Annotated in this window: 11 protein-coding genes; 1 reads left to right on the plus strand and 10 read right to left on the minus strand. The window is 65.4% G+C overall.

The genetic code is table 11. The features are described 5' to 3' along the window. Nucleotides 1–49: 49 nt before the first annotated feature. The 3 genes from BA190_RS13800 to BA190_RS13810 are packed head-to-tail and all read right to left on the minus strand — an operon-like array spanning nucleotide 50 to nucleotide 2,629. Complete coding sequence (locus BA190_RS13800; protein ID WP_068287921.1) at nucleotides 50–802, minus strand: ABC transporter ATP-binding protein; 753 nt, start codon at nucleotides 800–802, stop codon at nucleotides 50–52. After that, the gene (locus tag BA190_RS13805; protein WP_068287922.1) at nucleotides 802–1,641 is read right to left on the minus strand and encodes an ABC transporter permease; all 840 of its coding nucleotides are present in this window, start codon (nucleotides 1,639–1,641) and stop codon (nucleotides 802–804) included. Before BA190_RS13805 ends, BA190_RS13800 begins: the two co-directional genes overlap by 1 nt. Nucleotides 1,642–1,651: 10 nt before the next feature. Beyond that, on the minus strand, nucleotides 1,652–2,629 hold the full coding sequence (locus BA190_RS13810; RefSeq protein ID WP_371260322.1) for an aliphatic sulfonate ABC transporter substrate-binding protein: 978 nt from the start codon (nucleotides 2,627–2,629) through the stop codon (nucleotides 1,652–1,654). A 310-nt stretch (nucleotides 2,630–2,939) separates the two neighbouring features. Here BA190_RS13810 and BA190_RS13815 point away from each other — a divergent pair, with 310 nt between their 5' ends. Continuing rightward, nucleotides 2,940–5,111 carry an anthranilate synthase component I gene (locus BA190_RS13815; protein ID WP_068287923.1) on the plus strand — a complete coding sequence of 724 codons (2,172 nt, stop codon included), beginning with the start codon at nucleotides 2,940–2,942 and terminating at the stop codon, nucleotides 5,109–5,111. Nucleotides 5,112–5,194: 83 nt separating this feature from the next. Here the strand turns inward: BA190_RS13815 and BA190_RS13820 are convergent, their stop codons facing one another. The 7 genes from BA190_RS13820 to BA190_RS13850 all read right to left on the minus strand — a co-directional run bounded on the left by BA190_RS13820 (nucleotide 5,195) and on the right by BA190_RS13850 (nucleotide 12,547). Further along, nucleotides 5,195–6,388, minus strand: a complete 1,194-nt coding sequence (locus BA190_RS13820) for a glycoside hydrolase family 172 protein (protein ID WP_068287924.1) — start codon at nucleotides 6,386–6,388, stop codon at nucleotides 5,195–5,197. A gap of 168 nt (nucleotides 6,389–6,556) precedes the next feature. Beyond that, entirely contained in the window at nucleotides 6,557–7,399 is an 843-nt protein-coding gene (locus tag BA190_RS13825; protein WP_068287925.1) for a carbohydrate ABC transporter permease, read from the minus strand. After that, nucleotides 7,392–8,288: a carbohydrate ABC transporter permease gene (locus BA190_RS13830; RefSeq protein WP_068287932.1), complete on the minus strand. Its 897-nt coding sequence runs from the start codon at nucleotides 8,286–8,288 to the stop codon at nucleotides 7,392–7,394. The genes BA190_RS13825 and BA190_RS13830 overlap by 8 nt, the downstream gene beginning before the upstream one ends. 229 nt (nucleotides 8,289–8,517) lie before the next feature. Further along, nucleotides 8,518–9,879, minus strand: a complete 1,362-nt coding sequence (locus BA190_RS13835; RefSeq protein ID WP_156771511.1) for a sugar ABC transporter substrate-binding protein — start codon at nucleotides 9,877–9,879, stop codon at nucleotides 8,518–8,520. A gap of 75 nt (nucleotides 9,880–9,954) precedes the next feature. Further along, nucleotides 9,955–10,959: a LacI family DNA-binding transcriptional regulator gene (locus BA190_RS13840; RefSeq protein WP_068287935.1), complete on the minus strand. Its 1,005-nt coding sequence runs from the start codon at nucleotides 10,957–10,959 to the stop codon at nucleotides 9,955–9,957. A gap of 318 nt (nucleotides 10,960–11,277) precedes the next feature. Then, nucleotides 11,278–11,982: an anti-sigma factor domain-containing protein gene (locus BA190_RS13845; protein ID WP_068287938.1), complete on the minus strand. Its 705-nt coding sequence runs from the start codon at nucleotides 11,980–11,982 to the stop codon at nucleotides 11,278–11,280. Then, entirely contained in the window at nucleotides 11,975–12,547 is a 573-nt protein-coding gene (locus tag BA190_RS13850; protein WP_245314718.1) for a sigma-70 family RNA polymerase sigma factor, read from the minus strand. Before BA190_RS13850 ends, BA190_RS13845 begins: the two co-directional genes overlap by 8 nt. Between the last annotated feature and the right edge of the window lie 267 nt (nucleotides 12,548–12,814).

Here is a 12,814-nt window from a genome sequence, read left to right on the forward strand (position 1 = left end):
TGAAGGTGGCGCGTTCTGCTTTGGGGAGCCGGGTTGCTTCCCGTCGACCTTAGGTCGTAGCAAGTATCTGGCCGTGCAGTGAGCGATCGAGAGCCTTGCGCAACTCGCGTCTGGCCTGTTCGAAGACTGCACTGTCGCGATCGCGCGGGCGGGGTAGGTCGACGCTGACCGTATCTTCGATACGCCCCGGCTTCGGCTTGAGGATGACGACGCGATCAGCGAGCAGCAACGCTTCCTCGATGTCATGCGTGACGAGGAGGAGAGTCTGCCGGTCCTCCAGCCAAAGCCGGGCGACATGATCCTGCAGGCTCGCGCGGGTCAGCGCGTCGAGGGCGGAAAAGGGCTCGTCGAGAAGAAGGATGCCCGGCCGCGCCGCCAGGGTCCGCGCGATGGCGACGCGCTGGGCCATGCCGCCGGACAATTCCTTGGGCCATCTTCCTCCCTGTCCCGCCAGGCCGACGCGCACGAGAACTTCGTCCACCCGTCTGTCGCGCTCCTGCCGAGGCAGGCCGGCGAGGCCGAAAGCGACGTTCCCGGCGACGGTCAGCCAGGGCAGCAAGCGCGGCTCCTGAAAGACGAAGCCTACGGTCTCCGCCGGGCCGCCGACGGGCATGCCATCGATCTCCACCCGCCCGCGGGTCGCGGCTTCCAGGCCACCGATCAGGCGCAGAAGCGTGCTCTTGCCGCTCCCCGAACCGCCGATGATGGCGACAGCCTCACCGGGCGCGATGGAAAGCTCGATGCCGCTCAGCGCCTGCGTGCCGTTGGCATAGGTCTTGTCGAGTTTGCGCAGGGACAACATCAGCGGTCCCCACCGGTGAAACTGTCTTCGTGGCGCAGGAAGGGGTGGCTGAGCGCGATGAGGATCATGTCGCTCGCCTTGCCGATCAGTGCGAACAAGATGATGGTGGCGACGATCTCGTCGGGTTTGCCCAGCTGCTGGCCATCGACGAGCAGATAGCCGAGCCCTTCGGAGGCTCCCATGATCTCGGCAGCCACCACGAACATCCAGCCGAGACCAAGGCCGACCCTGAGGGCCGTGACGACCTGCGGCAGGATCGCCGGCAACAGGATGCGCCGTACCAGCTGCAGGCCCTTCAGCCGGAAGACCTGGCCGACCTCGACGATCTTGCGATCGACCGAGCGGATCGCGCTGGAGACGCCGAGATAGACCGGAAAGAACACACCGACGGCGATGAGGATGACCTTGGATTCCTCGAAAATACCGAACCACAGGATGAAGAGCGGCACCCAGGCAAGCGAAGGAATGGCGCGCAGACCCTGCAGCGTGGGGTCGACCAGGGTCCGGAACAGGGACGAGTAGCCGGAGGCCGCTCCGAGCGCGATGCCAGCGAGAGCGCCGAAGAAGAAGCCGGCTCCGACGCGGGCCAGGGTTGCGAGGATGTGGCTCGCCAGGTCGCCACCGCGGGCCAACTCCAGCAGCGTCGCGGCGATGCGGCTCGGCGGCGGCAGCAGCCGTCCGTCGCTCCAGCCGGCATGGATGGCCCCTTCCCATGCCAGGGCGAGGACGAGGGGCAGAAGTAGCCCGGCATAGTGCCGGGCCTGGCTCAGGCGAGGTCTGTTCGCCGGGCGCCGTTCCACCAATCCCTCGGACGCAGCGGGGCTTTCGAAGGCCGTCATGAAACCGCCTTTACTGCGTCTGGGCGCCGAAACGGGGGTCGATCAGTGTGTTCACCGCCGCGGGCACGTCGATCTCGGCCTTGATCACGCCGGCACCCTGCAACGCTTGTCCGGCCGCCACCAGCGTCTGTCGCTGTGCGTCCCCGATGGCGCCGGTCGACAGGTCCGTGCGGGTGAGCTGGCGTTCGATCACCGCATCCGGCAGCTTGGCAGTGGCGATCAGGCTCTGCTTGAGATCGGCGGGGTTGGCGAGGGCGTGCTGGCGACCCTTTTCATAGACGGCCAGCACGCGGCGCACGAGTTCGGGATGGGCCGCAGCGAAGGCCTCGCGTACATTCAAGACGCCCCAGCTGTTGAGCGCGGGGTCGCGGAAGAAGAGTTTCGCGCCGTTTTCGACCTCGGCACCGGCCATGATCGGGTCGAGCCCCGCCCAGGCGTCGACATCGCCGCGGATCAGGGCAGCCTTGCCGTCGCCATGCTGGAGCGGCACGAGCGTGATGTCCTTTTCCTTCAGCCCGGCGGAGGCCAGCGCGCGGATGAGGAAGATGTGAGGATCGGTGCCGCGCGTGGCCGCCACGCGCCGGCCCTTGAGATCGGCGACGGCGGCAATGCCGGTGTCGGAGCGTGTCACCAGCGCCGTCCATTCGGGGCGCGAATAGACATAGACGGATTTGATCGGGTTGCCGTTGATGCGGCCGATCAGGGCGGCCGCACCTGCCGTCGATCCGAAATCGATGCTGCCGGCATTGAGGAATTCGAGGGCCTTATTGGAGCCGAGGGACTGGACCCAGCGCACCGCGATGCCATCTGCCTTGAGTTCCTCCTCCAGCCAGCCCTTGTCGCGGATCAGCAGGCCGACGGGATTGTAGGTCGCGTAGTCGATCCGCAGTTCGGATGGATTGCCGGCGGCTCTGGCGATCCGAGGTGCCGCAAGGCCGCCCGCGACGAGAGAGGCAAGACCGGCAATGAAACGGCGGCGGGTCGGCAGAGCGGGGCGGGACACGGCATATCTCCGAAAACAGATCCTTGCCCTATTAATACATAAAGATGATAGATAAAATATACAAAAATGCCTTGCTTGGCCTCCCGGAAGGGGATTGTTCTCCCCAGGCATGGCTGCTAGCATCCCGCCATGCGCATTTCGTCTTTCTCAGCAAGCTGGTGGTGGCCCGTCTAAGCACGGACGGCCACGCATGATCATTGCTCATCTGGCCGTCCCGGGAGGGGCGGCTTTTGATTTTTTGAAGATCAGCGCAGGAGCACCCAACCCGAGACGGCCGTAACTCGGAGTTGGCTCCATGACGGACCATATCTACCACACGGCCGGCGGCGTTCGCGTCCATCGCATCTGCCACGACCTCGACTATCCCCATGACATGTCGCCCCTCGCAGAAAGCCTGGACCGGCAGCGGGGCGCGCTGTTCTCCTCGGGCTATGAGGTGCCGGGTCGCTACCGGCGCGGGGAAATCGGCTTTGTCGATCCGCCGCTCGCCATCACCGGCAAGGGCCGGCGCTTTCGGATCGAGGCCCTCAACCAGCGCGGTGCCTGCCTCCTCCCGGCGATCGAGGGCCGTCTGCGCCCGCTCGATCTCTTCGAGACCTTCACCAGCGGCGAACGATATCTCACGGGCGCGGTGCGCGAAACCGAAGGCGGGTTTGCCGAGGAGGAGCGCAGCCGCCAGCCCAGCCTGTTCTCGCTGCTCCGCGCGGTGATCGAGCTCTTCGCCGCGCCCGACGAGCCCCATCTTGGTCTCTATGGCGCCTTCGGCTACGACCTCGTCTTCCAGTTCGAGCCGATGAGCCTGACCCTGCCGCGGACCGAGGACCAGCGCGATCTCGTGCTCTATCTGCCCGACGAACTGGTGGTGGTCGATCACGCCCGCCAGCGGGCGCAACGCCTGAGCTATGATTTCAGCGTCGACGGTCGTTCGACCCGCAACCTGCCCCGTGCCACCGAGCCCCAGCCCTATCGCCGGCTGGCCGGCCCGGACCTGCCGCCCGAGAGCGACCACGCGCCCGGCGAATATGCCGCCATGGTCGAACGGGCCAGGGCCGCCTTCGCACGCGGCGACCTGTTCGAGGCGGTGCTGGGGCAATTGCTCTCCAAACCCTGCGCGGACAGTCCGAGTGCGGTCTTTCGCCGGCTTACCATCGCCAATCCCTCGCCCTTCGGCGCCTTGATCAATCTCGGCGAGGGGGAATTCCTGGTGGCGGCCTCGCCGGAAATGTTCGTGCGGGTCGAGGGCCAGCGCGTCGAGACCTGCCCGATCTCGGGTACCATCCGCCGCGGCGCCGACGCCCTGGAGGATGCCGAGCGCATCCGCGAGCTCCTGAACTCCGCCAAGGACGAGGCGGAACTGACCATGTGCACCGATGTCGACCGCAACGACAAGTCGCGCATCTGCGAGCCCGGCAGCGTCAAGGTGATCGGTCGGCGCCAGATCGAACTCTATTCGCGCCTGATCCACACCGTCGACCATGTCGAGGGGCTGTTGCGGCCCGGCTATGACGCGCTCGATGCCTTTCTCAGCCATGCCTGGGCGGTGACGGTGACGGGCGCGCCCAAACGCGGTGCGATCCGCCATATCGAAGCCGAAGAGAAGAGCGCCAGGCGCTGGTATGGCGGCGCCTTCGGTTCGATCGGCTTCGACGGGGCCATGAATACCGGCCTGACGCTGCGCACCATTCGCTTGCAGGACGGGGTGGCGGAAGTCCGCGTCGGCGCCACCTTGCTGTATGACAGCGACCCGCAGGAAGAAGAAGCGGAAACCCGGCTGAAAGCCTCGGCCATGCTGGCCGTGCTGGAGGAGGGAACCACCACGGCCGATCGGCTGATGGCTCCGGTCCGTCAGGCCAGTCCCGGGCCACGCCTGCTGCTCGTCGATCACGAGGACAGTTTCGTGCACACGCTGGCCGGCTATTTCCGCGCTGCCGGCGCCGAGGTCGTCACCCTGCGCCCGGCCTTGGCGCGGCAGAAGCTCGCGGATGGGGAGCCGGTGGACCTCCTGGTGCTTTCGCCCGGTCCCGGACGGCCCGAGGATTTCGCCATGCACCGGACCCTGGCGCTTGCCTTGCAGCGCGGGCTGCCGGTCTTCGGCGTCTGCCTCGGCTTGCAGGGCATGGTCGAGTATTTCGGTGGTCGGCTCGACCTGCTCGCAAGGCCCATGCATGGCAAGGCCTCGCGGGTGGAGGTCGAGGACGGCAGGCTCTTCGCCGGCCTGCCCGGCAGCTTCCCGGTGGGGCGCTACCACTCCATCCATGCCGATGCGCAGGTCCTGCCGGCGGAGCTGCGGGTCACCGCGCGAGACGGCAACGGCGTCATCATGGCGGTGGAGCATGCCAGCCTGCCTCTGGCCGCCGTGCAGTTCCACCCGGAATCGGTGATGACCCGGCCGGAGATCGGCCATCGTCTTATCGAGAACGTGCTGACGATGATCGGGGGGCAGGTGAAGGCGGTGGCGGCTGAATGATCGGGCGTTACGGCCAGCGGTGGCCGGTCGATGCGGCATGTATCTTTACCCTCCCCCTCCAGGGGAGGGTAGGTCTTGCATCCTCAGCCCTCATTTCCCATGCGCAGGTTCCAGGTCTCGTAGGGTCGGCGGAAGGTCGGCAGGCGCTGCTTGACCGGAGGCAGCGGCGCGAAGGGCTTGTGCGGCTCGGCCTGGTACCAGAACGCCACCGAGGAGAGGTCGTCCGAGCGCCGGTTGGCGTGGCCGTGCTCGATGCTGACCCGGATCGATCTGTGGAAGATCACCGGGTCCTCGATGTGCCAGCGATAGAGCGTCACCGGCTCGGTCCAGTTCGGGCCGCCGGCGGCGATGATGCCGTGATAGGGCGCGCTATAGTCCTGCGTCGGGCACCAGGCCGTGTTGAAATAGTCCTCCGTGCCGGTGCCGTGCAGAGTGGGCGGCCAGGCATCGTTGGCGCCGGGGCTGCTCTCGCTGCGTGGCGCGATCGGCTCGGCCTTGGGCCCAATGCGCGGATCGGGCTTGCGCACCGTGTCGGGGACTGACAGGCCCGGCTCGCCATCGACGAAGATCATGTCGTCGCCTTCGCCATACCAGTCCCACAGGTCCGAGCGGCGCCGCGAATAGACGCTGTAGAGCACGCCGACATAATGGCCGTGCCCCTCCGCCTCCAGGATGGTGTAGTTGTCCTTGCCGTCGACGGTCTCGCCGCCGAACAGGAACTGCTCGTTGGCGAGGCCCGCTTCGTCGATGCCCTCGGGGCGGTCCTGGCGATACTGGGCATGGAAGCGGCCGAGCCCCGGCTCGAGCTCTTCGTGCAGTTCGAGGTCGACATAATAGTAGAACAAGAGGTCGTCCTCGGCCTCGTTGGTAACAGTCAGCCTCATATGGCTGGCGAACGGCATCGGGAAATAGCAGTTGAAGGCCTTGCCGTCCTCGGGGCTGGCCTGCACCGGCAGGCTGGCGAAATTGCGCGTGGCGGCATGGCCCATGCCGAAGAAATCGCCGATCGGCGTCTCCACGCTCGGATGGTCCTCGCCGTCCCAATAGGCCCGCAGCACGATTTTGCGCAGGAACAATTCGCTCTTGCAGGCGAGCGTCGCCCAGATATGGGTGACGATGCCGGCGCCGGCATGTTCGGCGATGACAACCGTCTGCCCCGGCTCGATATGCAGCCTGTCGTCGTTGCCGCCGGTGCGGTCATAGCTCGAGAAGCGGCGGGAGCGACCCTCGCGCAATTTGGCGAGGCCGCGCAGGGGCGAAAGTCCGGACTGGGTCATGCTCACTTCCTCAATGGGATGGTACTTGAAACGCCGCTGTCATTCCCGGCGAGCCACATGGTGGCGAGGGAAGGGAATCCAGGGCTGTCGAGCGATAGCCCCTGGATTCCCTTCCCGTTGCCTGCGGCAACGCCGGGAATGACAGTTTTTGAGATCGCACAATTCGGCTCATTTCAGGCCGCTGGTCTTGATGGATTCGGTGATCTGGCGCTGGAACACGGCAAACAGGATCAGCATGGGCAGCGCGACGATGGTCGAGGCGGCCATCACATAGTTCCAGGCCCCGGCATATTGGCTGCGGAAATTGGCGATCGCGACCTGGACCACCCACAGGCTGGAATCGGAGGCGACGGTGAGCGGCCAGAGGAAGGCGTTCCAATTGGCCAGGAAGAACAGAATGGCCAGCGCCGCCAGGATCGGCCGGCTCAGCGGCAGCACGATGCTCCAATAGATGCGCCAGCGCCCGGCGCCGTCGATCAGCGCCGCCTCCTCCAATTCGCGCGGCAACGACAGGTAGTATTGCCTGAGGAGGAAGATGCCGAAGGCGTTGAAGATCGAGGGCACGATCAGCCCGGCATAGGAATTGAGCATGCCCATCGCCCGCACCAGGATGAAGAGCGGCACGATGATCACCGGCAGCGAGACCAGGAAGGTGGAGAACATGGCGAGGAAGATCGCGTCCCGTCCGGGGAAGGTGAGCCGCGCCAGCGCGTAACCCGCCATGGAATGGAAGAACAGCGCGACGAGGGTGACGACCGCCGAGACCAGGAAGGAATTGAGGAGATAGCGCAGGAAGGGGATCTCGGTCAGCACATAGAGGTAATTGCCGATCGTGGGCCGCTGCGGCACCAGGCCGGGCAGGAATACCTCGGCCGGCGGCTTGAAGGAGACCACCAGCATCCACACCAGCGGGAACACCGTCATCAGCGCCAGGACGAGGCTGACCAGCATCCACAGCAGGCGCACGAGCTGGCCCGGCGAGGCGAGGGCAGAGGCGTTGCGTTCAGGCATGGTGGAAGCGCCCGCCCCGCGTCAGCCTGAACAGGATGAGGGTCACGGCCATCAACAGCGCCACCAGCAGTGAGGCCATGGCCGAGGCATAGCCGAAGGCGCCGAACTGGAAGGCCTGGCGATAGATGTAGACGATCAAAGCGGAGGTGGCGTTGGCCGGGCCGCCCTTGGTCATGACATAGATGAGATCGAAGACCTGGCCGCCGGCTGCCGCCATCACCACCGAGACCAGCACCACGAAGAAGCTGGTCGGACGTAGGAGGGGCAGGGTGATGTAGCGAAAGCGCCCGAGCGGGCCAGCGCCGTCGAGCTCGGCGGCCTCGTAATATTCGGCCGGAATGTCCTGCAGGCCGCCGAGGAAGATCAGCATGTAGAAACCCATCATGAACCAGACGCTGATGGCCACGAGGGTGAACAATGCCAGGTTCGGATCGCCCAGCAGGGAAAGCCCGGGCAGGCCGAGTGAGGCGAGGAGGCGGGAGAGGATGCCGACCTTCTCCACCAGCAGGATCTGCCAGACCATGGCGACCACCACGAGGCTGACCATCTGCGGGGCGAAGAACATCGAGCGGATCACGGTTTCGAAGCGTCCGCCGCGCTGCACCAGCAAGGCCAGGCCGAGCCCGCTGACATAGAGCGCGGGCACCAGCAGGGCGGCATAGAGCAGCGTCACCCTGAGCGAGGTCCAGAACAGCGGGTCGCGCCACATCCGCCAGTAATTGGCTAGGCCGACGAAACGATAGCCGCCGAAGCCGTCGACCTCGTAAAAGCCGATGGCGAGGGCCAGCAACATCGGCAGGCCGACGAACACGGCAAGGCCGAGGGCGTCGGGCAGCACGAAGAGATAGCCGGCAAGGATGTCGCGGCGGGAAGGGGAGGCTGATGTCATGACGCGGCTCCCGACCCGGGGATCAGGAGATCCGAATTGAGCGCGACCAGCCTTCTCCCCTTGCGGGAGAAGGTGGCCGAGCGCAGCGAGGTCGGATGAGGGGAGATCCGCGACCTTGCAAGGTATCTGCCAACACCCCTCATCCGCCCCTTCGGGGCACCTTCTCCCGCAAGGGGAGAAGGCTGGTTGCGCCTCGCGCGTCCTGGTTTGTTGCAACCCACCCCGCCCCTCACAGAATCGGTGCGCCGCTATAGCCGGCGAGGAAGGCGTCGAGCTGCTGGCTGGCTGCGGTCGCCGCTTCCCGGGGATCGGTGCCGCCGAGCTGGGTGGCCTGGATCGCATCGGAGATGATCTTGTAGACCTCGGGCGGCACGCGCGGCTCGGCCCGCGTGCCCGGATAGATCTCCTTGGAGAACAGGCCCATCCGGCCCGCCTGGAAGGCGGCCGAGCCGGCGGCGAGGGCGCTGGCGCGAGGGGGCATGTCGCTCTTGGCGGTCGTGCACCAGTCGACCACACGCTGGACCGATCCCTTGTCCATCGAGGCCAGGGCCCAGGCGCAGAACTTGGCCGCGGCATCCGGATTCTGGCCCTTGGCATTGGCGACGAAGGCCCAACCGCCGCCGACGGTGACATACTTCCCGCCCGCGGGAACCGGCAGCTTGAACACGCCATAGGGCGTGTCCTTGGCGTTGTTCTCCATGGCGGCGATGCCCCAGATGCCGACATTCTGCATGGCAGTGAGGCCGGCGCCGAGATTGGAGACGACGTCGAAGCCGCCACCGACCACCTGCCGGGGTGCGGCGCCCGACTTGATGGCGTCCTGCCAGAGCTTGAGGGCCTGCACGGTCGCGGGTGAATCGAAGGCGCTCTTGCCGTCCTTGCCCTGGATCTCGCCGCCGCCCTGCCAGAGGAAGGGATACCAGGTGAAGTTCTGGTAGTAGCCGGGCGTGGTCTCGAACAGCACGCCATAGCGGTTCGGGGTCGTCAGTTTCTTGGCAATCTCGAGGAGTTCGTCCCAGGTCTTGGGCACGTCGTTCTCGTTGAGCTTGGCTTCCTCGAAGGCCTTGACCGAATAATAGAAGGCCATCGGCTCGACCTCCATAGGCACGCCATAGATCTTGCCGTCGACCTTGCGGTTGGCGATCACGCTGTCGGGAAAATCGGTGCGGGCCGCTTCCTCGATATGCGGCGTGAGGTCGGCCAGCACGCCGCCATTGTAGTAGCGCAGGAAATCGCCGGGGCTGATCAGGAAGATGTCCGGGCCCTGGCCCGAGGCGAAGGCGGTGGCGAGCTTGGAGCCGGAGATGTATTCGCTGTTGACGATATATTCGAGCTCGACCTTGGGGGAATGATCGGCATTCCAGGCGGCCACCAGATCCTGGAACCATTTGACCTGGGGCTTCACGTCGCCGCCGGGGGCATAGAACTGCCAGAATTTCAGGGTGGCATCCTGCGCCTGCGCGCCGGAGCGGTTGAGATAGGGGGCATTGAGCAGCCCGCCGGCCAGGCCCGCGCCGGCAACGAGGAGGCCGCGCCGACTGATGCCCGCCCTTGCCGGCAGCGTTCCGGAAAACCTGTCCTTCACAGTCATGATTTCCTCCCTGTTGCCGGTTGTCGTGCCACCGGCTTGTCGTTCTCAACGGGCGCGGCGCGTGCCGCGTTCCCGTCAGGCTGAATCGTAGGGGTGCAGGATGGACGGCACGGTCGCGGTGCGCGCCGGACCGGTGAAGCTGCCGTTCAGGCGTTCCAGCAGCATGGTGGTGGCCTGCCGGGCGAGGGTGGCCGGGCTGTTGCCCACCCGCGTCAGGCGCGGGCGGACATATTCGAGCTGGGGCAGGTCGTCGAACACGGCCACCGCGAGCTGCCCGGGTACCGAAATGCCGCTGTCGTAGAATTCGGTGAGGGCGCCGGAGGCCATCAGGTAATTGGCGAAGAACACCGCCGTGGGCAGGGCATAGCCGTGCTCGCGCTTGAGCCAGGCGGCGGCCTCGCGGCCCGATGGCGCGAGATAGCTGCCGGTGAAGCGCAGGGCGGGATCGATGGCGACGCCATTGTCGCTCAAGGCCTTCTCGAAGCCGTCGGCGCGCGCCATCGCCTCGGAGAAGAAGTCCGGGCCGGTGACATGGGCGATGCGCCGATGCCCTTGGCGGGCGAGGTATTCGCCCATCAGATAGCCGCCGCCGAAATCGTCGAGCCGGATGCTGTCGACGGCCTGGTTGGGGAGGTGTCCGATGAAGACGGTGGGAATGTCGATGTCTTCAAGCACCTCATGCATGCCGTGCAGGGCGAAGTCACCGACGATCAGCCCGTCGACCCGGCGGTTGCGGATCTGCTTGAGATATTCGCGGCCATGATCCTGGGAGTGGCCACCAGGCACGTCGGTGTTGAAGATCAGCATATCCAGGCCGACATTCTCGAGCTCCGACTGCGCCGTCTTCACCAGCTCGGGATAGAAGGGATTGCGAATGTCGGGGATCAGCATGGCGACGGTGTCGGTGCGCCCGGTGCGCAAGCTGCGCGCCTGGGGATTGGGCCGGTAGCCCAATTCGCGGATCGCCTGCTCGACGCGCTCGCGCAGCTCCTTGGAGACACGGTCGGCATGATTGATCGCATGCGACACGGTCGTGCGTGAAACGCCAGCTCTCTCGGCCACTTTTGATATAGTGCTCACCGGGGCATGATACGCAGGATGAATGCATTTGCAAATCGATTTGCATAACGATTGCGCATAATATTTTCGGATTCGCGGACGTCTCGCCCGCTCTTGGAAGCGCCGAGATTTCGGATAGGAAGAGCGGACGGGACGTCTATAGGTGCTAATTTTGCGAGCGAAGGCGCGCGAACCTCGGTGTGCCGATCTCCAGATCGGCATCTTCCTGTCGGAAACGCGGTGTTTCCATGATGGTCGATCTGGAGATCGACCCACCAAGTTTGCGCCAAACCCCGCAAAGTTAGCGCCTATAAGTGGAAACACTGGCCACCCGGAGGATCAGGGCGTGGCCTGCACCAGTGCACCCGAATAGAGAATGGGCCCGGTGGGTTGGCCGGAGGGCGAGCCGCCTTCCGGTTCCAGCGTCACGGCCAGAACCGCCTGCTGCACGACCTGCTCTGATACGTTGGACAGGCGCGCCTTTTCCACCGTGAAGGGGCGGTCGCCGATCACGCCGAGCGATCGCGGGCCGGGCAATTTGTCGTTCACCAGCCACAATTCATAGGATTTGTTCGGCTGGGGCCGGGCGGCGACGGGGCGGATGGTGAGGGAGCGCGCCTCGACATTCACCGAGACGATGAAAGCGGGAGAGGCGGCATCCTTCTGCAGCACGGCGACGAAGCTGCCGGGCTGTTCCGGCGTCCGCAGCCGAGGCGTGATGGCGAACAGTGCCAGCCCCGCCGCCAGGGCGCTGGCGCCCAGCGCCGCCAGGCGCCAGCGCCGCAGCCGGCGTTCGAGCGTGGTTATCAGTGGGTACTCGCCGGCATCGAGCCGCGCGAGGATGCCCGGGAAGGTCGTGGCAGGCGCCTCCACGGGCGTGATGGCCTCAGTCAGCGGGGCGAGACGGCGTTCCCAGGCCGTAATGGCGGCATCGAGATCGGGCTCGCGCTGCCGCCGGGCCGCGACGGCGGCCCGTTCGGCCGCATCGAGTGTGCCGAGCACATACTCGCCCGCAAGGAGGTCGAGATCGTCGCGCTCAGTCATGGCCGAGGCACTCCCGCAGCTGGGCGAGGCCGCGATGCAAGAGCGTCTTCACCGTGGGCACCGGCCGTTCGAAACGCCGGGACAGAGCCTCGCGCGTGGCTCCGCGATAATAAGCGAGCAGGATCATCTGGCGCCGCTCCTCGTCGAGGCCGGCAAGGCAGGCGAGCAGGCGCTGCAGTTCCTCGCTGCGATGACGGGCCTCGAGCGGTTCGCTGGCTTCGGCCGGCAGGTCCTCGATTTCCTGGGCATCGGCACCGGCCAAGGGCCGCGCGCTGCGCAGCAGGTCGATGGCGCGGTTGCGGGCGATCGTCGCCATCCAGGTCATGGCGGAGGCCTTGTTGGGATCGAAATCCGCCGCCTTGTCCCAGATCCTCACGTAAATCTCCTGCAACGCATCGTCGGCCTGAGGCCTGTCACGCAGGATACGAAGCACCACCCCGTAAAGTTTCGACTGTGTCGCATCATAGAGGTTTCGAAACGCGGCCCTGTCGCCCGCAGCGACGGCGCGCAGCCGGCTTTCCAGCGATGTCCGTTCCCTCTCGTCGATGCCTTTGCTACTGCTCAAGCCGATTGCCCCGTTTCCTGCCTGGCCTGGACTGATCGCTCGCCGCAATCAAACAATAAATCGCCGCCTGGTGAAACAGATTTCCTTCACCAAATCCGGCGAGGGCGCGCCTACGTTGCTGCTGCACGAAGGTTTCGCTCGAAGATAAAAATAATTTTATTGATCGAAATGAAACTTCACGTGAGGTGTGTCGTATATGTATATTTTAGAATTATTTAGACATTGAAAATAAAATTGAAGAATAATTTTATAAATCTGAAACCCTCG

It is taken from the genome of Labrys sp. WJW (assembly GCF_001676615.1).
In the GTDB taxonomy this organism is placed as follows: domain Bacteria; phylum Pseudomonadota; class Alphaproteobacteria; order Rhizobiales; family Labraceae; genus Labrys; species Labrys sedimenti.